Consider the following 20,867-nt stretch of genomic DNA (forward strand, 5'->3'; position numbering starts at 1 on the left):
GGGACCTCAGAAGGTCTTGCCGGCGAGCATCACGAAATGCTCCGCCAGGGGACCGAGGGCGAGCGAGGGCAGGAACTGCAGCCCGCCCAGGATGAGGATGACGCCGGCCAGCAGCCCGGCGAAGAGCGGCCCGTGCGTCGGCAGGGTGCCGCTGCCTTCCGGCGTCTTGACCTTGCCGGCCAGGCTGCCGGCGATGGCGAGGACGGGCACCACATAGGCGAAGCGGCCCAGCAGCATGGCGATGCCTAGGGTGGTGTTCAGCCAGGGCGTGTCGGCCGTCAGGCCGCCGAAGGCGGAGCCGTTGTTGCCGGCGGCGGAGGTATAGGCATAGAGCATCTCGGTCAGGCCATGGGGCCCGGCATGGGCGAGCGAGGCCAGGGCCTGTGGCAGCACCATGGAGACGGCGGTGAAGCCCAGGATGGTGGCCGGCAGCACCAGCACGGCCAGCATGGCCAGCTTGATCTCGCGCGCCTGCACCTTCTTGCCCAGGAATTCCGGCGTGCGGCCGACCATCAGCCCGGCGATGAAGACCGCCAGCAGCGCGAAGACCAGGATGCCGTAGAGGCCGGAGCCGACGCCACCCGGCAGGACCTCGCCCAGCTGGATCAGGAACAGCGGCACCATGCCGCCCAGCGGCGTGAAGGAGGACAGCATGGCATTCACCGCGCCGCAGGACGCACCCGTGGTGGTGGCGGTGAACAGCGCGGCCAGGGCCAGCCCGAAGCGGAGGTCCTTGCCTTCCATGTTGCCCTGGGCGAGGTCGACGCCCAGCGATGCCATGACGGGCGTGCCGGCAGCCTCGGCGGCATAGATGGCGAGCGTTGCCACCACCACGAAGCCCAGCATCACCAGCAGCAGGGTGCGGCCCTGGCGCGCGTCACGCACGATGTGGCCGAAGGCGAGGCAGAGCGAGAAGGGGATGACCGCCTGGGACCAGGTCTGGATCGCGGTGACCAGCGCGCCCGGCCCCTCGAACGGATGCAGCGAGTTGACGCCGAAGAAGCCGCCGCCGTTGGTGCCCAGGTGCTTGATGGCGACCTGGAAGGCCGCGGGCCCCAGCGGGATCACCTGCTGCCCGCCCTCAAGCGTGGTGGCGGTCACATAGTCGGCAAAGGTCTGCGGGATGCCGAGCGCGACATATGCCAGGCCCACCACCGCGGAGAGCGGCAGCAGCACGTAAAGCGTGACGCGGGTGAAGTCCGCCCAGAAGTTGCCGAGGCTGCCGATGCTGCCGCGCGCGAAGGCGCGGGACACCGCCAGCGCCAGCGAGATGCCGGTGGATGCGGAAAGGAAGTTCTGCACGGCGAGGCCCGCCATCTGGGAGAGGTAGGATATCGCCACCTCACCCGAATAGGCCTGCCAGTTGGTGTTGGAGACGAAGCTGACGGCGGTGTTGAAGGCCAGCCAGGGCGAAAGGCCACCGAAGCCGCGCGGGTTCAGCGGCAACATGCCCTGCAGGCGCAGGATGAGGTAGAGCAGCAGGAAGCCCGCCGCGTTCACCGCCAGCATGGCGACGGCATAGGCCCGCCAGCCCTGCTCGCGCGCCGGGTCGATGCCGCCGGCGCGGTAGAACAGCGTCTCGACCGGCCGCAGCCAGCGGGCGCGCCCCTCGGCCACGGCGGCGATGTAGCGGCCGAGCGGGATGGCTGCCGCGACAATGGCGGCAAGCACGAGCGCGATCTGCACCCATCCGATCAGGGTCATGGGTTAGAGGTCCTCGGGGCGCAGCAGCGCCCACAGCAGGTAGCCGAGCAGGCCGGCGGAGACGGCGGCGCCCAGGATCAGGTCCAGCATGGGTGTCAGACCTTTTCGCAGGCAGCCGCGTAGAGGGTCATGAGGCCGAAGAAGCCGAGGCCGGCCGCCAGCAGCAAGATGTCGATCATCGAGGTGAACTCGCACGATGGAGAACAGGAAGCCCTCATCAAGGACCACTGTTGCTACGCTGGCGGCGTGCAAAAATTCGATGTGAGTTCTTGCCGGGGCTTATAAAGAAGCCATAAACGGGCCCGTGTGGCGGAGCCGGTTTTTATACCCTTTTTATGGTTTGACCCGGTGTCACGCATATCTTCTTTATGCGGTTCTGGATTATGAGCCGGGCAGGTCTTTCGGGGGAGCGATGCCTGGGCGGAGACGATCATGGCGAGCCTGCATGGAACTCCACCGTCCGGCTCAACGAGGCTTCGATCTCCGCGGCGCTCCCTTTGGCCAAGGGCATCTGGCTTGCCTGGCATGCTGCCTCGCCCGCCCTATGATGGCGGCTGTGTGAGCCACCTGACCGCCCGAGATGATTGAACCACCCCCACGCCCGAACCCGGATGCCCTGCTGGCCATGGCGCAGCGGGAGGGCCGTGGGCGCCTGAAGGTCTTCCTCGGCGCGGCGCCCGGGGTCGGCAAGACCTACGAGATGCTGAACGAGGCGCGCCGGCTTCGGGATGGCGGCACCGATGTCGTGGTCGGGCTGGTGGAAACCCATGGGCGCCAGGATACGGCTGCCCAGATCGGCGCGCTGGAGGTGCTGCCGCGGCGCCAGATCACCTATCGCGGGCGGGTGCTGGACGAGTTCGACCTCGACGCCGCCCTGGAGCGCCGCCCGCAGGTGCTGGTGCTGGACGAGCTGGCGCATACAAACGTTCCGGGGAGCCGCCACCCCAAGCGCTGGCAGGATGTCGAGGAACTGCGCGACGCCGGGGTCGAGGTATGGACCGCCATGAACGTCCAGCACCTGGAGAGCCTGTCCGAGGACGTGGCGCGCATCACCGGCATCCGTGTGCAGGAGACCGTGCCGGACCATGTGCTGGCCGGGGCGGACAGCGTCGAGCTGATCGACATCCCGCCGACCGAGCTGCTGGAGCGGATGCGCCAGGGCAAGGTATACCAGCCGGAACAGGCGGCACGCGCGCTGAGAGGCTTCTTCCGGGAAGGCAATCTGGCGGCGTTGCGGCAGATCGCGTTGCGCCGCACGGCGGAGCGGGTGGATGCCGATGTCACCGGCTATATGCGCGCCAAGGCCATCACGGGGCCCTGGCCCTCGGCTGACCGGGTTCTGGCGCTGGTGGGCCGGGATGCCACGGCGGAAGAGGTCGTGCGCCAGGCCCGCCGCATCTCGGATGCCTTGCATGCGCCATTGATGGCCCTGCATGTCGAGGCCATGGGCGCGGCGGATGGCATGAGCCCATCGCCCGCCTTGCGCCTGGCGGAGCAACTGGGCGCCGAGGTGGAGACCACCGTCGCCCGGGATCTTCCCACGGCCGTGCTGAACCACGCGCGGGCCCATAACGCGACGCATCTGGTCATCGGCCGTGGCCAGCCCAGCTTCTGGCGGCGCCTCACGGGCAGGACCTTGACCGCCGTGTTGATCGGGCAGGCGAGGGGCTTCACCCTGCACCTGGTGCCCGCGCCATCCAGCGTCACGCCCTGCATCCGTCAGGAAGCGGCGGGCCTGCCGCATTGGGCGGGCTGGGCTGCCGTACCGCTTCTTGTGGCCGTCACCACGGGCCTGAGCCTCTGGGCGGACGGGATCGTGCCGGAAGGTGGCATCGGGATGATCTATCTCGCCGCCGTGGTGGCGCTGGCGGCCTTGTTCGGCCCGGCCGCCGCCGCAGCGGGGGCGCTGTTGTCCTTCCTGATCTGGGACTTCCTGTTCCTGATGCCGCGCTTCACCTTTGCGCTCTCCGGTATTCAGGAGGTGATGGGCGGCGCCATCTTCTTCAGCGTCGCGCTGCTGCTGGCCGGCACCACCGGCAGCCTGGGGCGCTCGGTCAGCATGGCGCGCGCCAGGCTCTTCGGCATGCGGCGCCTGGTCGAACTCTCGCGCAAGCTCAGTGCGGCGACCTCGACAGGCGATCTCCTGACCACCGTCGCACAGGAAGCCACGATGCTGGCCGACCGCCCAACCTGCGTGCTGCTGCCCCTGGATGAAGAGCCGGTGGTGCGCGCCGCCCGGCCCGTGGAGGCCGAGCCGGATGCCGCCTCCATGGCCGCCGCGCGTTGGGCGCTGTCGCGGGGAACCCGGGCGGGATTTGGCACCGACGCGCTGCCTTCGGCCGACTGGCAGTTCCGGCCGATGCGCACGGCGAACGGCATCGTGGGGCTGCTCGGGTTGCAGATGGCCGGCGTCCCAACGCGAGACCTGGATGCCGAGCGGGACCGCGCCCTCGACGCGCTGATCGACCAGGCGGCGGTCGCGCTGGAACGGTCGCACCTCATGGAAGAACATGCCCGCAGCGCGGCCCGAGCGGAGACCGAAGCCTTGCGCTCAGCCCTGCTGGCCTCCATCGGCCATGACTTGCGCACCCCTCTTACCTCGATCCGCGGAGCATTGGAGACCCTGCGGATCTCGGGGCGGCAGCTTTCCGGACCGGTGCGCGAAGACCTCCTGGCGACCGCCGAGGAAGAAACCGTCCGGCTCACCCGTTACCTCGGGAACGTGATCGACATCGTGCGCCTGGAGAGCGGGCAGGTGAAGCCCAGGCGCGAGCCGGTGGACATCGGTGATGCTGTTGCTGTCGCGGCGGAGCGCGCGAGCCGCCGGACCGGCCGCCACATCACCTGTGACATCGAGAAGCGCCTGCCGGCGCCGCAGATCGACCCTGTCCTGCTGGAGCAGGTCCTGGCCAACCTCCTCGACAATGCGGCGAAATTCTCTGAGGCAGGGACGGAGATCCTCATCCATGCGAAGCGGGCCGGCGCCGAGGTGGCCATCACGGTGGAAGATCACGGGATCGGCGTCCCGCCAGACCAGATCGGGCAGATCTTCGACCCCTTCTTCCGCGTCAGGCGCGGCGACGCCGCGCCAGCGGGGAGTGGCCTGGGACTGGCGATCTGCCGGGGCCTCACCCATGCCATGGGTGGCTGGATCACGGCTGAAAGTCCTGTCAGCAATGGTTCGGGAACCCGCATGACGGTTCACCTGCCCGCATGAACGCCGGCCGCACCAAGCTTCTCGTCGTCGATGACGAGCCGCAGATCCACCGCTTCCTTCAGCCCGCACTGGGTGCCGCGGGATACGAGACCATCAGGGCCGAAACCGGGGAGGACGCCCTGCGGCTCGCGGCCACACGCCAGCCATCGCTGATCCTCCTGGACCTGGGATTGCCTGACATCGATGGCCAGGTCGTCATCCAGCGCCTCCGGGAGTTCATCAAGGCGCCGATCGTGGTGGTATCGGCAAGGGGCCAGGAGGATGAGAAGGTTGCGGCACTCGATGCCGGAGCTGACGATTACGTCGAGAAGCCTTTCGCGCTCGCGGAGCTGCTGGCGCGCATCCGCGTCGCGCTTCGCTGGGCTGCCGCCAGCGAAAGATCGGCGGAGGCCAATGAGCTCCAGGTCGGGCCACTTTCGATCAAGATCGACCAGCGGATCGCCAGGATCGATGGCGCCGAGCCGCTGCATCTTACCCCGCGCGAATGGTCCCTCCTGGTGCATCTCGCCAAAGCCCGAGGGCGTGTGCTCACCCAGCAGCAGTTGCTGACCGCGGTCTGGGGGCCAGCCCATGTCGAGGAAGCGCAGTACCTTCGTGTTTACGTCGGGCACCTCCGCCAGAAGCTCGGCCAGGCGGCGGGCCTGCTGAAGACCGAACCGGGAGTTGGCTACCGCTTATCGGAGTAGGCCGCCGTTGACCGGGCCTCACCGGGGCGAAGATGGGGCAACTTCCATCACGCCGCTCTCACCTCGTGTGAGTAACTGGCCGAAGCAGTTTGGCATGAGCAGCAGCCGTGCCTTGGTGGAGCCTGTGGCGGCCGCGCGTCAGTGGTATTGCCGAGTTGTTCGGCCGTCGTGGCGTGGAAGCGCGCAACAGCGGCTCGCTTCCGGAACATCTCGGCGAAGGCCCCGGCGGAGAAACCGAAGGCGTTCCGGATGTTGATCCCAATGCCAGTACCGCGCCGCATTTGCTTGCGGGACGATGGGGATCATAGCGTCCGTGAAATCCGGGCAGCTCACGGCCATCGCCCGATGGGGCAACGTTCCGTGAAAGCCATGGTGGTGATCCGGTTGCCCGGCCGGGCCAACCGCCATGCAACTGGCCTTCGCCAAGCAGGCTTCAGGGCCTTGGCATGCTGTAAGGCTGCCTTTGACGAAAGACTTCGTGGTACCTTCCGCGCGAAGCAGGTTTCCAAAGTGGTGAATGGGCCGAACAGGCCAAAGTCTGGTAACCTCCTCTCACCGACCCGCAGGTGTCGAGAGCACTCTCAGGGTTCTCAGCAGGGGCAGCGCCATGATGGGTGACAGCAACAAGGGAGATCCGCCGGAGCATGGCCTCGTACCGCAAGACGAGCGGCCAGAGCACGCAGGGTATAGTTCACCAGCTTGTTTGCTGCACGAGCTGGACTCATCCTTCCTGGAGCCGTCCCGATCAGAGGCACCGCTGCAGCAGGCGGAGGCCGATGCTGCGCAGGACTGGGATGAGGTCGGGCTCTGGCGCAAGGCCAAACGGACGGCCCTGATCGAACGGCGTCTGGCCCTTCCGGCGGCCAGCCGCGCGGCGCACAGCAAGGCGATGACGGCGGCCTTGGAGCAAGCCCTGTCGTCCTGCCCAGGCAGCCTGATCGGGTTCTATTGGCCGTTCAAAGGGGAGTATGACCCGCGCGCGCTGGTCAGGGCCCTGCATGCCAGGGGCAAGCGCCTTGCTCTGCCGGTTGTCGTTCAAAAAGCTGCACCCATGATTTTCCGGGCGTGGTGGCCAGGCTCGCCAATGGCGCATGGCATCTGGAACATCCCTGTTCCCGCCGCGGGGGAGCCGGTCACGCCCGATATTCTGCTCGTACCCTTGGTTGGCTTCGACAGGCGGCGCTTTCGCCTTGGTTACGGCGGCGGCTACTACGACCGCACCTTGGCGGCACTACCTGCCAAGCCACGCGCGATCGGGATCGGGTTCGAACTCTCCCGGATCGCAACCATCCATCCGCAGCCCCACGATATCCCGATGGACCTGATCGTGACGGAAGCGGGGCTGGCTTGAAGCCGGAAGCGGAATGGCCGCTTCCGGTAGGCTGGAGGACGAAGCAGGCCGCCGGCGTATTCTGTGGAGGCCTGCTCCCTCCTTGTCTCAGAAGCTGCCGAACAGGGTGCCCAGCACGATGATGGTGATGAGCGCCAGCACCGGCACCAGCAGGTTGACCACGAAGATATCCGAATAGGACTGGCGGTGGTTCAACCCGGTGATCGTCAGCAGCGAGATCACCGCGCCATTATGCGGCAATGAGTCGAAGCCGCCGGATGCAACCGTGGCAATGCGGTGCAGCAGGTCCGGGCTGATGCCCAGCGCCACGGCGCGTTCCAGATAGGTGCTGCCCAGCGTGTCCAGCGCGATCGACAACCCACCGGAGGAGGAGCCGGTGATGCCCGCCAGCGCATTCACGGCGATGGCCATGGAGATGGTGGGTGTATCCGGCGCGATCGAGAGCACGGCGTCCCGCACCAGCAGGAAGGCGGAGAGGGAGGCGATGACAGCACCGTATCCGACTTCGCTGGCCGTGTTGAAGATCGGCAGCAGCGAGCCCATCGTGCCCTGGTTCAACGTGCCCTGTGGGTCGCGCAGGTAACGGCGGTGGCATACCAGCACAGTCAACACCGCCCCCACCAGCGCCACGATCAGCGCCCAGGTGCCGATCACCGCTGCGGGCTGCACATTGCCGTAGGCCTGCTGTGCCAGGTAGGCCAGGTCCATGCGCGGGAACACGATCAGCGAGAACAGCGCGTTCAGCCCGATCACCACGATGATCGGCAGCACGGACAGCAGGAAGCCAGGACGCTCGCCGTCCTCGAAGGTCTGCAAATCCTCCTTGTGTTCGCCATAGCCTTCACCCGCGTTCTGCGCCACGCGCTGCCGCCAGGTCAGCCAAGCCAAGCCGCCGAATAACATGATGGCGGCGGCGATCAAGCCGAGCCCCGGTGCGGCGAAGGTGGTGGTGCCGAAGAAGCGTGTGGGAATGGCGTTCTGGATGGCCGGCGTGCCCGGCAGCGCCGTCATGGTGAAGGTGAAGCTTCCCAGCGCGATGGAACCTGCGATCAGCCGCTTCGGGATCTGCGCTTCGCGGAACAGAGCGGCCGCAATCGGGTAGATGGCGAAGGCAACCACAAAGAGGGACACGCCGCCATAGGTCAGCAATCCGCAGGCCAGGGTCACCGCCGTGATGGCATGCCGTGCACCGAGCCGCTTGATGATGGTATGCGCAATGGTGGTGGAGGCACCGCTATCGGCCATCATCTTGCCGAAGATGGCGCCCAGCATGAAGACTGGGAAGAACAGCACGACGTAGCGGCCCAGGCTGGTCATGAAGACCTGCGTATAGGTCGCGAGCACTGGCCCGCCCTGTGCCAGGATCACCGCGAAGGCCGCCATGATCGGCGCCAGGACCAGGACGTTATAGCCGCGATAAGCGAAGTACATCAGCCCCGCGAGCGAGAGGATGATGGCGAGGATACCAATCAAGACGTTTGCTCCTGTTCTGGGGCAGGGTCCCCGCGCGGGCGTGCAGTGCTACCGCGTGGGATGAATTCACCGGGGATGCGAATGATGCCCCCGGCAAGGGTTCCGCCGCGGGCGGAGTGCTCGATCTGCTCCACCGCCAGCGCGACGATGCGGCCGAGCGGCTGGCGCAGCGTAGACAGGTCGTAGGATGGCCAGGCGGCCAACGCGATGTCGTCGAAGCCGGCGATGAGCAGGTCCTCCGGTACGCGGAGACCCAGGTCGCGGCGCGCGGCATCCAGCACGCCAGCGGCCAGGATGTCGTTGCAGCAGAACAGCGCGTCTGGCCTCTCTGCGCCGCGCAGGCAGCTCAACGCGGCGGCGTGTCCTGCCTTGTACGTGAAGGTTCCGGCGTGGATATGCCGCGGCGGCGGCAGGCCGCGCTTGATGCAACGGTCTCGGAAACCTGCGAAGCGCTCGGCGTTGGTGGAAGTGTCGGCTTGCCCGGCCATGAAGGCCGGGCGCCGCGCCCCTGCCTCGATCAGATGGTCGGCCACGCGGGCCCCGCCGCGATGGTTATCACAGACGATGGCCATGGCATCAGGTGCCAGGTCTTCCGGATGACGGTTGAGAAACAGCACGGGCGTGCCGGCTGCGCGGCAGGCCGCTGCGGCCTCGCTGCCCAGGCTGGTGGCGAGAGAAACAGCGATCTCCGGTTGATAAGAAAGCAGCAGCCGCAGTGCGGCCTCCACTGGCTGCCCAGGGGAGGCCACAACCAGCATGGCATTGAAACCCGCCTCCTGCAGCGCCGCCGTCAGCCGCGCCAGCGCCTCGGGGTAGAAGGGGTTGTCCATCTCCGCCAGCAGGATGCCGACGATGCGGGTGCGGCGGGTGATGATGGCGCGTGCCAGCGGGTTGGAACGATAGCCCAGCACTTCCGCGCGGCTCAGCACGGCTGCGCGAGTGGCTGCGGCCACAGTCGCTTCCGGATGAAAGGCACGCGCGACCGTCGCCACTGACATGCCGAGGTCGCGCGCAAGATCCTTCAAGGTGACTGCTGCTGGGCGCTTAGGGTGCATGATTCCCGCGGCTTACGCGGGTGCGCATCCGTTCCCGATCTCGTCGTTCTTCTTCTGGTGAGAACGTTCTCAGGGCAGGCTGCCGGTGTCAATGAGCTGGAGGTGACACCTACGTGAGGGCGACACTCGCAAGGCCATTGTGCGGGGAGTATCCTCCGCATCACCCCGGGACACCGCGGAGCTGCCCGAACCTTCTCCTCAACTAGCGAAGGCGCGCCTATCGACCCCCAGCGCCATGGGCGGTGATGTCGAACAACCTGCAGGGCTTGCTGCACCCAGGGAGGTGAGCCTGACATGCGCAAACACCCTTACCGGTCTTTGGTAGACGTCCACGTGCAGCATACATCGCCATGGAGTAGCGAGCCTGTTGCAGTCCTGATGCTCTTCCTACATCCCGCTGCCGGGAACAGTGTCACCAGACCGCAGCGCCCTGCTCACAGGAACAGCCGCCGCATCAAGAGCGCGGATAGCCGCAATGGGTTTATCTGTGTCGCAAGATCTGGTTGTCGCATGCGGGAGGGAGCCTGCCGCCGTGCGCTGCCGCTCCCGTGTGACCTGCGCCGAGTACGCCATTCTCCACGATCAGTGTCTTGTGCCTTAATCTAAAAAAATCCTTTGCATTCACCTTCATCCTGAAGGTTGCAGCATTACACGTAGATGCCCAGACTGCACGACGTCTCGCAAAGGAATGCCAACCACTTGGCATGAACTCATTCACGGAAGCGGTGGACTGCTTAAGCCAACTTGCCTTTCAAGGATGAGGCAGAAGGTCAGAGCGAAAATCCTTAGGATTGCTACCTGCCAGCAAAGGCCGTCGCTGCCGATGATCCATCTTCATCTTATCGGTCATTCGGACTGTTGGGATTATGAAAGCCGAAGGAGCTATATCAGCGGTGCCTACCTGATTCAGAACAAGATTGAGGCCGGAAGGAACATCCTGAACATGGCTGAATGCCCTCAGTGTCCATGGCTGACCACAAGGCGCACCAGTCTCTAAGCAGACGCACACACTCTCCACTGCATGGATCCACCAATAGAGTGGCTATCTGGGGAGCGCCGGGCGCAGCAGTTCCTGTGCGCAGAGTACAGAAGGCCGTGCACCCAGCGTGCTGATCCGGCGTGCGATACAATGGCGCTGCACATGTGAACGGCGAAGGCGACGCTGGCCTCACGGCCGAACAAGAAGCCTCGGTTGTCGACGGAACATGCTCCGTCCTTCATGCCCAGGCATGATCGTATCCACAGGCACCCTAATGTTCTGGCCCATATCAGGGAACTTGTTCCGCGGAGCGACGTTACTGGTTTGCATCGATATCTATCCAGGCGATGACTCTGCCGCGTGCTTGCGAAGCACGCTTCGATATGGAGAACAGCCACATGCCGCCTCAGCTCCAGAATTTGCCTTCATCACAGCAACATCTTCTTGTCTGTCTATCCCATTTACGCTGGCAGTTTGTCCACCAACGTCCGCAGCACCTGATGAGTTACGCGGCACGCAAATGCAGGGTAATTTTCTTAGAAGAGCCGATCTTTAGCGAAGACATCGTTGGTGCGGAGTTGAGGATGCACAACGATGCCTCAGGTGTCCGAGTCGCGATTCCTCACGTTCCTTCCAGCATCAGCGAGGAGAATGTCGTGGAGGCTCAGCGCAGCCTCCTTGACCAGATGCTGGAGCCATATGCAGATCACCACATCACCTTCTGGTACTATACCCCGATGGCGCTCCGCTTCTCGGATCACCAGGTGCCGCATCTGTGCGTGTATGATTGCATGGATGAGTTATCGGCCTTCCGCGGCGCGCCGCCAGAGCTAACGTTGCTGGAAAGCCGTCTGTTCGACCTCGCGGATCTCGTCTTCACTGGCGGGCAGAGCCTCTATGAATCCAAGAAGTCTCGACACGCCAGCGTCCACGCTTTCCCCAGCAGCATCGATAAGGCGCATTTTTCCCGCGCCCGTCAGGGGAAAGCGGCCGATCCTGAGGATCAGAAGCACATCCCGCGCCCACGCATCGGCTTCTTCGGTGTGGTGGACGAAAGGATGGACATTGATCTGGTGGCGGCGCTCGCGGGCCTACGGCCCGAGTGGCAGTTGGTGATGATCGGGCCTGTGGTGAAGATCGATCCCGCCTCCCTGCCGCGACGGCCGAACATCCATTGGTTGGGCATGAAGTCTTATGCTGAATTGCCGGCATATCTGGCAGGCTGGGACGCAGGCTTCATGCCTTTTGCGATCAACGAGGCAACGCGCTTCATCAGCCCGACCAAAACGCCGGAGTTCCTGGCCGCAGGCCTGCCCGTGGTATCCACACCCATCCAAGACGTTCAACGCCCCTATGGCAAGCTGGGGTTGGTTGGTATCGCCGCCACCGCAGAAGAGATGGCGGCGCAGCTTGAGACAGTGATGTCAGGACCACGCGACGAGTGGCGGAAGGCAGTGGACCGGCATCTCGCTGACATGTCCTGGCAATCCACCTGGGCCGCCATGGAGCACCTCATGCGGCGGCACGCCCGGCTCAACGTCCCTGCTTCAGAGCAGTCGGCCAGGGGAGCCACAGCGCATGTTTGACTGGCTGATCGTTGGCGCAGGCTTCGCCGGCAGCGTCCTGGCGGAGCGCCTGGCAACACAGCGTGGCGATAAGGTGCTGGTCATCGACAAGCGCAACCACATCGCCGGCAATGCCTATGACCGGCACGATGCCGCGGGCGTTCTGATGCACCAGTATGGGCCGCATATCTTCCACACCAACTCGGAGGCAGTCTTCGAGTACCTCTCCACCTTCACCGAGTGGAGACCCTACGAGCACCGGGTCCTGGCGCAGGTGGATGGGCAGCTTCTGCCGGTGCCGATCAACCGGACCACCATCAACAAGCTCTATGGCCTGCACCTGTCGTCAGACGAGCAGGTAGAAGCCTTCCTGGCCACGCAGGCGGAGCCGGTGCAGGAGATCCGCACATCGGAGGACGTGGTCGTCAGCCGCGTTGGGCGCGAACTCTATGAAAAATTCTTCCGTGGCTATACGCGCAAGCAGTGGGGCGTCGACCCATCAGAGCTGGATAAGTCCGTGACGGCCCGCGTGCCCACACGCACCAGCGAGGACGACCGCTACTTCACAGACCGGTTTCAGTACATGCCGGCTCAGGGCTACACGCGTATGTTCGAGCGCATGTTGAACCATGCGAATATCAAGATCATGCTGAACACGCGTTTCGAGGAGGTGAGGAACTTCATCCCCTTCCGGCGCCTGATCTTCACCGGGCCAGTGGATGAGTTCTTTGGCTTCCGGCACGGCCACCTGCCTTATCGCTCGCTGCGCTTCAAGCATGTCACACTCGATAAGCCTTGGCATCAACCGGTCGGGGTGGTGAACTACCCGCAGACCGAGGACTACACGCGCGTCACGGAGTACAAGCACCTGACCGGGCAGGAACACCAGAAGACTACTCTGACTTACGAGTACTCAGCATCTGACGGTGAGCCTTACTATCCCGTGCCCCGCCCCGAGAATGCCATCCTGTACCAGAAGTACGAGGCGCTGGCAGACGCTGAGGAGAATGTCTGGTTTGTGGGGCGTCTCGCCACCTACCGCTACTATAACATGGATCAGGTGGTTGGGCAGGCACTGGCGACCTTCCGCCGGATCGAGGCGGCCTTTCCCGCCAAGGGCGGCACACGTGGCATTCTTGGTGCCGCCGCCGAGTAGGGAATATGCCGCATGGCCAGCAATCCGCAATCTGGGCATCTGGAGATATGGGGCGGGATCGAGCCTACCATCGTTCGCGTAGGCGATACGTGGCGGAACCAGATCCAGGAGACTGGGCATGACAGGCGCCCCGAGGATCTCGATCGTATCGCCGCCCTCGGGATTCGGACCCTGCGGTACCCTGTTCTTTGGGAAAGCATCGCACCCAGGGAACCTGAGGAAATGAGCTGGTCCTGGCATGATGCGAGATTACGGCGGCTGCGTGCGCTGGGCATGGATGTGGTTGCCGGCCTCGTGCATCACGGCAGCGGGCCGCACTACACCAACCTGCTCGACCCAGCCTTTCCCCAGAAGCTGGCACGTTATGCTGCCAGCGTGGCGGAGCGCTACCCGTGGCTGGAGAAGTTCACTCCGGTCAATGAGCCGCTGACCACCGCTCGGTTCAGCGCCCTTTACGGGCACTGGTTTCCCCACCGTGCAGACTACGCATCCTGCCTACGCGCGCTGATTATTCAGTGCCGCGGAATCGTGTTGTCTATGCGGGCTATCCAGAGAATCACGCCTTCCGCCAAGCTGGTGCAGACAGAAGATCTCGGGCGCACCTTCAGCACCCCGCTGCTGCGTTATCAGGCGGATTTCGCCAATGAGCAGCGGTGGCTGACGAATGACTTCCTGTGCGGCAAGATCAACCATGCTCACCCGCTCTATGGCTTCTTGCTGCAGAACGGCATGAATGAGGAGGATGTGCGCTTCTTCCAGGATCATGCCAGGCCACCTGACATCCTGGGCATGAACCATTACCTGACCAGCGATCGCCATCTGGATGAGCGCCTGGATCTCTATCCTTCCTTTCACCACGGCGGCAACGGCCGGCACCGCTACGCGGATGTGGAAGCTGTGCGGGTGGAGATGCCGCCCGGCACACTCGGGCCGGCCGCACGGTTGCGGGAGATGTGGGAGCGCTACCACATTCCTGTCGCGGTGACGGAAGTGCATCACGGCTCCACGCGCGACGAGCAGTTGCGTTGGCTGATGGAATCCTGGCGGTCCGTCCGCGACCTGCGCGAGGAAGGGGTGGACGTCCGCGGCTTCACCGTTTGGGCGCTTTTCGGCCTGTACGACTGGCGGTCTCTGATGCTGCGGCGCGACAAGTTCTACGAACCCGGGGCTTTTGACGCGCGCAGTGAACCACCGCAGCCCACGGTGCTGGCTGCGGCGACCGCGGCCATGGTGCGTGGCGAGGCCTATCAGCATCCCGCCCTTCAGGCTCCTGGCTGGTGGCGCCGTTCCGGGCGGCACTATGTGGCACCGGCGCCGGACGCTGCCCCGAGCGAGCCAGGCCGGCAACAGCCGTTGCTGATCACCGGCGGTGCGGGAAAGCTTTGCCGTGTGCTGGCACGGTTCTGCGCGGCGCGAGGTTTGCGGGCTGTCGCGGCGCCTGACGCGGGGCTCGACATGGCGGACTTCGCGGCGGTCCAGGAAGCGCTGACACGGCATCGGCCCTGGGCTGTCATTGACGGCACGGGGCAGGGGCCCGGCGACGATGTCTTTCAGGATGGGTATGATGATCTGGATGGCCACGTCGCGCTTGCCCGTTGCTGCGCTGAGTTGGGCGTGCCACTGGTGAGCTTCTCGACGGCCGAGGTCTTCGATGGCCAGTTGCAGCGCCCCTACCTTGAGGGTGACGCGGTTTCGCCAGCCTCGCTGTTCGGGGAGTACAAGGCGGAAGTCGAGCAGCGGGTCACCAGCATACACCCGGAGGCACTGATCGTCCGCCTGGGCCATCTCGTGGAAGCGGAGGCCGCGCCGCCACCCTGTCTCGCCCCGGCGGCGCTGACGCATCTGCCGGATCTTGCGCATGCGGTGCTGGATCTGCTGGTCGATGGACGCACAGGTATCTGGCACCTGACGCATCCGGAGGAGGAGCCGGTGGCCGACCCAGGCGTCATTCGCCTTTCTTCCGCGAAAGGCCAGGTGATGCCCTGGGCCGGCGATTGGCTACGTCGCCTGGCGGAGGCGGAGGGTGCCACACCGCGCTAGCCTGACGGCACCTTTGCGGTTTCGCGAAGACCTTCGCGGGGCGGGGCAGCGTACCGGCAGGAACCATCGCACCAGGTCCGCATGCCCTTGAAAGGTGGCAGTGAGGCCATGCTCCGTCGCGGCGTCGATCCGTGCCCACGGATAGGGACCGCCCCTGTGCTGCCGAAGACACGCTTTCCCGCCTATTCCCTCCGCTGAGCATAAATATGGCCGGCTGCTCTTCTCAACATGAGCGGCTTGCCATATGCGAATGAATATCATTCTTATGGATTGGTCGGAGGCTTGTTCTCGATGCATGTGGGCAAAATGGTTTGGGCCTCCGCCTCGGCAGACCTGAACGGCCGCATTATCAATCGCTTCCTGAACTATCCCCTCTGAGCGGACGATGGCTTGGCCCCGTTCCCTTTCCGCCCCCGCGCCTCGCGCCCGGCTCCAGCTTGGCGCTGAGGCGCGGCGCCGGGCCGGCATCGTCCTGCGGCTGTTGGCGGGCGTCGGCGGCGGCTATGCGGTGGCGGCGCTCTTCACCATGGCGCTGTCCATCGGCCTGCCCATGCCGCGCGCGGAGGCGGTACTGACTGCCACCATGGCCAGCTTCGCGGTTTATGCCGCGGCCATCGTCTGGGCCTTTGCCGTCCGTGGCGCGCTGCGCGCCTGGGCCGGCATGGCCGCCACGGCGGCGGTACTGGCGCTGGTTCTGTTGCTCCTGGAAGGGCACCTGCCGTGAAGGAGGGCTTCCGCCAATCCATGGCATGGCTGCACACCTGGGCTGGCCTGCTGGTCGGTTGGGTGCTCTTCGCGGTCTTCCTGACCGGCACGGCGGCTTATCTGCGACCCGAGATTTCCTACTGGATGCGGCCGGAACTCGCCCTTTCACGTCCCGGGCCAGGGAATGCGGCGGTGGCCGTGGCCGCCATGCAGGCGATGGCGCCGGATTCACCCAGTTGGTTCATCACCCTGCCTCATGAGCGGGAAACAACCACCCGGGTCTTCTGGCGCGACCCCAAGGCTCCCGGGCGCCGCTTCCGCGATGCCGTGCTGGATGCCGATACCGGCAAGCCTTTGGCGGCGCGCGACACGCTGGGCGGCGACTTCTTCTATGTCTTCCACTTCCAGCTGCATTATGTCGGCGTGCTCTGGGGGCGCTGGATCGTCAGCATCTGCACCATGTTCATGCTGGTGGCCATCGTCAGTGGCGTCATCACCCACCGGCGGATCTTCGCGGATTTCTTCACCTTCCGCCCTGGCAAGGGCCAACGCTCCTGGCTGGATGCTCACAACGTCTGCGCCGTGCTGGCGCTGCCCTATCACCTGATGATCACCTATACCGGGCTGGTGCTCTTCATGCTGATGGTCATGCCCTGGGGTATCGACCGCGCTTATCCGGGCGGGCGCGCCGCCTTCAACACGGAAGCCTTCGGCAATGCGCCGCCGCGCCCGCGGGCCGGCATCCCCGCGCCGCTGGTGGCGATGACGCCCCTGGTGCAGGAGGCGCAGCGGCATTGGCAGGGCGGCCGCGTCGGCCGTGTGGTCGTGCTGAACCCGGGGGATGCCAATGCCTCCATCCAGCTCGTCCGTGCCGAGTCCGAGCGCTTGTCCTACAACCAGCAGAGCCTGACCTTCGACGGCACCACCGGCGCCCTCATCCATGACAGCGGCACGGGCAGCACGGCGGCCGAGGTGCGCGGCGTGATGTATGGCCTGCATATCGGCCGCTTCGCCGGCCCCTTGCTGCGCGGGCTCTTTCTGCTCTCCGGCCTGGCCGGCACCGCCATGGTTGCCACCGGCTGCATCCTCTGGGCCGTGAAGCAGCGGCAGCAGGCGGCGCGTAAGGGGGGGGCGGGCTTCGGCACGCGGCTGGTGGAACACCTGAACGTCGCCGCCATCGCCGGCCTCCCCTTGGCCATGGCGGCCTTCTTCTGGGCGAACCGGCTGCTGCCGCAGCAGATGCCGCAGCGTGGCGCCTGGGAGGTGCATGTCTTCTTCATCGCCTGGGGCCTCTGCCTGCTGCATCCGCTGCTGCGCCGCGGGCGTGGCGCCTGGGTGGAGCAACTCGCCGCCGGCGCCCTGGGCTTCCTGCTGCTGCCGGTGCTGAACGCGCTGGTTACCGAGCAGCACCTTGCCGCCACGCTGGAGCGCGGGGACTGGGTGCGCGTCTGGTTCGACCTGGGGCTGCTGGGCTGTGGCGCGCTGCTGGGCCTGGCGGCCTGGAAGGTGGCGCGCCACGGGCCGCCTGCCCAGCCGCACCGCGCCGCCTCGGCCCCACGTTCCCTGGCGGAAGCCGCGCCATGATCGTGCTTGGCTTTGCGCTGGCCTATGCCGGCTTCAGCGCCCTCTGCCTGTCCATGGAGCGGCACCACGAACAGGTCTTCCGTCGCCGCCGCCTCCCGCCCTGGCGGCGGCGCGTCCTGGCCTATCTCGGCTGGGTGCTCCTGATGTCATCCCTACCGCCGGTGGTGCAGGCCTTTGGCTGGGGCACAGGGCTGGCATTCTGGGCCGGCATCCTGACTGCCACGGCGATGCCGCTTGCCATGCTGCTCACTTACGCCCCGCGCGCGGCCTTGGTGCTGGCGGTCGGCTCTGTCCCGGCTGGCCTGCTGCTGCTGCTGGCTGGCGCCTGAAGCTGGCTTAGCCGGCTGAACCGTCAGGCTAGCCGTCCAGCTTCACATTCGCCTCCCGCGCCACCCCGCGCCATTTGGAAATCTCGCTGCTGATGAAGGCGCTGAACTGTTCGGGCGTGCCTGGATCGGCAAAGCCGCCGAGCTGCACCATGCGTGCCACCACGGCGGGGTCGCGCAGAACGGCGACGGCATCAGCATTGATGCGGCGCAGGATCGCCGGGGGCGTCGCCGCCGGGGCCACCAGGCCGGACCAGCCCAGCGCCTCGTAATTCTCGATGCCGGCTTCAATGACCGTCTGGGTCTCTGGCAATTGCGGCGGGCGGGAGCGGCCGGTGGTGGCGACCGCGAGGGCGCGGCCGGCCTGGATCTGGGGCAGGGCGCTGGCCAAGCTGTCCATCATCAGCGGCACATTGCCGGCTATCAGGTCGGCCATGGCCGGGCCGCTGCCGCGATAAGGCACGTGCGTCATCCTCACGCCTGCCCGGTAGGCCAGCATTTCCATCGCCATGTGCTGCGCCGTGCCGGGCCCGGCGGAGGCGTAGTTCACCGCGCCCGGCTTCTCCCGCGCGCGGTCCAGCACGGTGCGCAGGCTGTCGAGCCCGGCTCCGGGGTGAGCGACCAGCACCAATGGCAGGGTGAAGATATTGGTGATCGCGGCGAAATCCCGCTCCGCGTCATAGGGCAGGTTCGGCATCAGCGAAGGGTTGACGCCAAGCGTGCCCGAGGTGCCGACGGTGAGCGTATAGCCATCCGGCGCGGCACGGGCGCCTGCCTCCATGCCGAGAGCGCCGGCGCCGCCCGAGCGGTTCTCCACCACCACGCGCTGCGGCCAGCGTTTTGAGAGTTCATCGGCCATCAACCGCCCGAAGATGTCTGCCGCCTGTCCGGGCGGGAAGGGCACGATGAGGCGCACCGGGCGCTCGGGGAAGGCGGCGGCATCCTGGGCATGGAGGGCCGCGGGTGCGGCCACGGTGGCGGAGGCCATGGCCAGGAACGCCCGCCGTGTGCTGGTGAGCATGCTGTCGTCTCCCTGCTTCCGCGGCTTGGCGCCGCTTGCTTGCCGGCAGGCTGATCCGGCTTGACGGCGGCATCCTGTCACCGCCAACAATGCATACGCAAATGGATTCTCGAGCGCATCCACCATTCGGCCCAAGGGGGCATCAACTTGCTTCGTGACATCGCCACCCCGCCCGACCACCGCACGCCCACTGCCGCCGATCTCGCCCATGCCCGGCTCAAGACCCTTATCCTGGACAATCACCTGCCCCCTGGCGCGCAGCGGCTGGAGAGCGAGCTGGCCGTGCAGCTCGGCCTGTCACGAACCCCGGTGCGCGAGGCACTGGTGCGGCTGGAGCAGGAAGGGCTGATCGCCATCACGCCGCGCCACGGCATGCGGGTGCTCCCCATCGCTGCCGGCGATATGCGCGAGATCTACGAGGTTCTGACCAGCCTGGAACCCATGGCCGCGGAGCTGCTGGCCCGCCGCCCGGAACCAGCATGCGGGCTGGACCGCCTGGAAACCGCCTGCACCGCCATGGAGCAGGCGCTGGCGGCGCAGGACCGTACGGCCTGGGCGGCGGCGGATGAGGCGTTCCATCTCGGCCTCGCCGAACTCTGCGGCAACCGGCGCCTCGCGGGCATGGTGATGCAGGTCTGGGATCAGTCGCACCGCGCGCGGCTCTTCACCCTGAACCAGCGCCCGCTGCCGGTGCGCAGCACCACCGAGCACCGCCGCGTGCTGGAGGCCATCGCGGCGGGCGAGGCCGAGCGGGCCCGTGAACTCTACCGCCGGCACCGCCACCGCAGCGGCGTGGAACTCGTCTCCCTCATCGAACGGAGTGGCGTGACATGGCTTTGAGCAGCAACACGGTCCGGGTGGCGCTGATGCCCGGCGACGGCATCGGCACCGAGGTGACGGAGGCTTGCATCGCCGTGCTGGAACCGCTGGCGCGGCGGCATGGGCTGGGCCTCGGCTTCGACAGGCTGCGCGCCGGGGCCATGGCCTATCGCGACACCGGCAGTGCCATGGATGAGGCGACCTTCGAGCGCGCGAGGGATGCCGATGCCATCCTGCTCGGCGCCATGGGCTGGCCGGGCATCCGCTATCCGGATGGCACGGAGATCGCGCCGCAGCTCGACCTCCGTTTCCGCCTCGGCCTTTATGCCGGGGTAAGGCCGATCCGCGCCCTGCCCGGCGTGCCCACGGCGCTGGCGGACCCACGTGCCGCGGAGATCGACCTGGTCATCCTGCGTGAGAGCACGGAAGGGCTCTTCGCCGCGCGCGGGCGGGGCGAGATCATCGACGACCGCGAGGCGCGCGACACGATGGTGATCACCCGCGCCACCACGGAGCGCCTCTCGGACTTCGCCTTCAACCTCGCGCGCCGGCGGGCCGCGCGGCGCGGGCGCAAGGGGCGGGTCACGCTGGTGGACAAGGCCAATGTGTTCACCGGCTTCGCCTTCATGCGCAAGGTGTTCCACGAAACCGCCGCGAAACACGCCGATGTCGAGGCGGCGCACCACTACATCGATGCCATGGCGCTGGACCTGGTCCGGCGCCCCTGGGATTTCGACGTGCTGCCAACCGAGAACATGTTCGGCGACATCCTCTCCGACCTCGGGGCAGGGCTGATCGGCGGGATGGGTTTCGCCCCCTCGGCCGATATCGGGGACACCCATGCGGTGTTCCAGCCCAGCCACGGCACGGCGCCCGACATCGCCGGAAAGGGATTGGCCAATCCGACGGCCATGCTGCTCTCCGCGGCCATGATGCTGGACTGGCTTGGGGAGCGTGGCGCGGGCCAGAGCTGGGCGGATGCCTCCGCCGAGCTGGAAGCCGCGGTGGATGCCGCCTTCGCGGAAGGCCTGCGGACGCCGGATATCGGCGGCACCGCCGGCACGGCAGAGGTGGCGCGCCGCGTGGCCGACCGTATTGGAGCGCCAGCCCAAGCCTAGTGTGACAACGCCGGAAGCTCGTCACGAGGCGGATGATGAGGCAGTTGGGCGCAGGGCGGCTTCGCATA

General features: G+C 66.2%; 16 protein-coding genes. 11 read left to right on the forward strand and 5 right to left on the reverse strand.

What is annotated here, in order from left to right:
* Positions 1 to 6: 6 nt before the first annotated feature.
* Both kdpA and kdpF read right to left on the reverse strand, forming a co-directional pair.
* On the reverse strand, positions 7 to 1,704 hold the full coding sequence (gene kdpA / locus IBL25_RS06645) for a potassium-transporting ATPase subunit KdpA (protein ID WP_187777771.1): 1,698 nt from the start codon (positions 1,702 to 1,704) through the stop codon (positions 7 to 9).
* Positions 1,705 to 1,707: 3 nt separating this feature from the next.
* The gene (gene kdpF, locus IBL25_RS06650; RefSeq protein ID WP_187777772.1) at positions 1,708 to 1,932 is read right to left on the reverse strand and encodes a K(+)-transporting ATPase subunit F; all 225 of its coding nucleotides are present in this window, start codon (positions 1,930 to 1,932) and stop codon (positions 1,708 to 1,710) included.
* Between the two features lie 352 nt (positions 1,933 to 2,284).
* Here kdpF and IBL25_RS06655 point away from each other — a divergent pair, with 352 nt between their 5' ends.
* From IBL25_RS06655 to IBL25_RS06665, 3 genes are all read left to right on the forward strand, one after another.
* Positions 2,285 to 4,921: a sensor histidine kinase gene (locus tag IBL25_RS06655; RefSeq protein WP_187777773.1), complete on the forward strand. Its 2,637-nt coding sequence runs from the start codon at positions 2,285 to 2,287 to the stop codon at positions 4,919 to 4,921.
* On the forward strand, positions 4,918 to 5,607 hold the full coding sequence (locus tag IBL25_RS06660; protein WP_187777774.1) for a response regulator: 690 nt from the start codon (positions 4,918 to 4,920) through the stop codon (positions 5,605 to 5,607). The genes IBL25_RS06655 and IBL25_RS06660 overlap by 4 nt, the downstream gene beginning before the upstream one ends.
* A 607-nt stretch (positions 5,608 to 6,214) precedes the next feature.
* Complete coding sequence (locus IBL25_RS06665) at positions 6,215 to 6,958, forward strand: 5-formyltetrahydrofolate cyclo-ligase (protein ID WP_238940257.1); 744 nt, start codon at positions 6,215 to 6,217, stop codon at positions 6,956 to 6,958.
* Positions 6,959 to 7,045: 87 nt separating this feature from the next.
* On the opposite strand, the gene IBL25_RS06670 is transcribed toward IBL25_RS06665, so the two are convergent.
* Entirely contained in the window at positions 7,046 to 8,431 is a 1,386-nt protein-coding gene (locus IBL25_RS06670; protein ID WP_187777775.1) for a GntP family permease, read from the reverse strand.
* Positions 8,428 to 9,456, reverse strand: coding sequence for a LacI family DNA-binding transcriptional regulator (locus IBL25_RS06675; RefSeq protein WP_187777776.1), 1,029 nt, complete (start codon positions 9,454 to 9,456; stop codon positions 8,428 to 8,430). The genes IBL25_RS06670 and IBL25_RS06675 overlap by 4 nt, the downstream gene beginning before the upstream one ends.
* A 1,407-nt stretch (positions 9,457 to 10,863) precedes the next feature.
* Here IBL25_RS06675 and IBL25_RS06680 point away from each other — a divergent pair.
* The 6 genes from IBL25_RS06680 (at position 10,864) to IBL25_RS06705 (ending at position 17,844) form a co-directional block, all read left to right on the forward strand.
* Positions 10,864 to 12,051, forward strand: a complete 1,188-nt coding sequence (locus IBL25_RS06680) for a glycosyltransferase family 1 protein (RefSeq protein ID WP_202986702.1) — start codon at positions 10,864 to 10,866, stop codon at positions 12,049 to 12,051.
* A complete protein-coding gene (glf, locus tag IBL25_RS06685; RefSeq protein ID WP_187777778.1) occupies positions 12,044 to 13,186 on the forward strand; it encodes a UDP-galactopyranose mutase in 1,143 nt (380 codons plus the stop codon). The genes IBL25_RS06680 and glf overlap by 8 nt, the downstream gene beginning before the upstream one ends.
* 12 nt (positions 13,187 to 13,198) lie before the next feature.
* The gene (locus IBL25_RS06690) at positions 13,199 to 15,226 is read left to right on the forward strand and encodes a family 1 glycosylhydrolase (protein ID WP_187777779.1); all 2,028 of its coding nucleotides are present in this window, start codon (positions 13,199 to 13,201) and stop codon (positions 15,224 to 15,226) included.
* A 385-nt stretch (positions 15,227 to 15,611) separates the two neighbouring features.
* Positions 15,612 to 15,950 carry a DUF3649 domain-containing protein gene (locus IBL25_RS06695; protein WP_187777780.1) on the forward strand — a complete coding sequence of 113 codons (339 nt, stop codon included), beginning with the start codon at positions 15,612 to 15,614 and terminating at the stop codon, positions 15,948 to 15,950.
* A 20-nt stretch (positions 15,951 to 15,970) separates the two neighbouring features.
* Positions 15,971 to 17,515: a PepSY-associated TM helix domain-containing protein gene (locus IBL25_RS06700; protein ID WP_187777781.1), complete on the forward strand. Its 1,545-nt coding sequence runs from the start codon at positions 15,971 to 15,973 to the stop codon at positions 17,513 to 17,515.
* Positions 17,512 to 17,844, forward strand: coding sequence for a DUF3325 domain-containing protein (locus IBL25_RS06705; RefSeq protein WP_187777782.1), 333 nt, complete (start codon positions 17,512 to 17,514; stop codon positions 17,842 to 17,844). Before IBL25_RS06700 ends, IBL25_RS06705 begins: the two co-directional genes overlap by 4 nt.
* A gap of 28 nt (positions 17,845 to 17,872) precedes the next feature.
* Here IBL25_RS06705 and IBL25_RS06710 read toward each other — a convergent pair whose 3' ends face one another.
* On the reverse strand, positions 17,873 to 18,862 hold the full coding sequence (locus tag IBL25_RS06710) for a tripartite tricarboxylate transporter substrate binding protein (RefSeq protein ID WP_187777783.1): 990 nt from the start codon (positions 18,860 to 18,862) through the stop codon (positions 17,873 to 17,875).
* Positions 18,863 to 19,009: 147 nt separating this feature from the next.
* On the opposite strand from IBL25_RS06710, the gene IBL25_RS06715 reads away from it, so the two are divergent.
* Complete coding sequence (locus tag IBL25_RS06715) at positions 19,010 to 19,702, forward strand: GntR family transcriptional regulator (protein ID WP_187777784.1); 693 nt, start codon at positions 19,010 to 19,012, stop codon at positions 19,700 to 19,702.
* The gene (locus IBL25_RS06720; RefSeq protein ID WP_187777785.1) at positions 19,693 to 20,799 is read left to right on the forward strand and encodes an isocitrate/isopropylmalate dehydrogenase family protein; all 1,107 of its coding nucleotides are present in this window, start codon (positions 19,693 to 19,695) and stop codon (positions 20,797 to 20,799) included. Before IBL25_RS06715 ends, IBL25_RS06720 begins: the two co-directional genes overlap by 10 nt.
* The last annotated feature ends 68 nt before the right edge of the window (positions 20,800 to 20,867 follow it).

This window comes from Pseudoroseomonas ludipueritiae (assembly GCF_014490445.1).
Taxonomy (GTDB): domain Bacteria; phylum Pseudomonadota; class Alphaproteobacteria; order Acetobacterales; family Acetobacteraceae; genus Pseudoroseomonas; species Pseudoroseomonas ludipueritiae.

Bases quoted from the DNA above. Each gene is read 5' to 3' on its own strand.
- IBL25_RS06720 (WP_187777785.1), top strand. From the start codon at position 19,693: ATGGCTTTGAGCAGCAACACGGTCCGGGTGGCGCTGATGCCCGGCGAC.
- IBL25_RS06710 (WP_187777783.1), bottom strand. From the start codon at position 18,862: ATGCTCACCAGCACACGGCGGGCGTTCCTGGCCATGGCCTCCGCCACC.
- IBL25_RS06665 (WP_238940257.1), top strand. From the start codon at position 6,215: ATGATGGGTGACAGCAACAAGGGAGATCCGCCGGAGCATGGCCTCGTA.
- IBL25_RS06690 (WP_187777779.1), top strand. From the start codon at position 13,199: ATGGCCAGCAATCCGCAATCTGGGCATCTGGAGATATGGGGCGGGATC.
- IBL25_RS06660 (WP_187777774.1), top strand. From the start codon at position 4,918: ATGAACGCCGGCCGCACCAAGCTTCTCGTCGTCGATGACGAGCCGCAG.
- IBL25_RS06655 (WP_187777773.1), top strand. From the start codon at position 2,285: ATGATTGAACCACCCCCACGCCCGAACCCGGATGCCCTGCTGGCCATG.
- IBL25_RS06705 (WP_187777782.1), top strand. From the start codon at position 17,512: ATGATCGTGCTTGGCTTTGCGCTGGCCTATGCCGGCTTCAGCGCCCTC.
- IBL25_RS06700 (WP_187777781.1), top strand. From the start codon at position 15,971: ATGGCATGGCTGCACACCTGGGCTGGCCTGCTGGTCGGTTGGGTGCTC.
- glf (WP_187777778.1), top strand. From the start codon at position 12,044: ATGTTTGACTGGCTGATCGTTGGCGCAGGCTTCGCCGGCAGCGTCCTG.
- IBL25_RS06680 (WP_202986702.1), top strand. From the start codon at position 10,864: ATGCCGCCTCAGCTCCAGAATTTGCCTTCATCACAGCAACATCTTCTT.
- kdpA (WP_187777771.1), bottom strand. From the start codon at position 1,704: ATGACCCTGATCGGATGGGTGCAGATCGCGCTCGTGCTTGCCGCCATT.
- IBL25_RS06695 (WP_187777780.1), top strand. From the start codon at position 15,612: ATGGCTTGGCCCCGTTCCCTTTCCGCCCCCGCGCCTCGCGCCCGGCTC.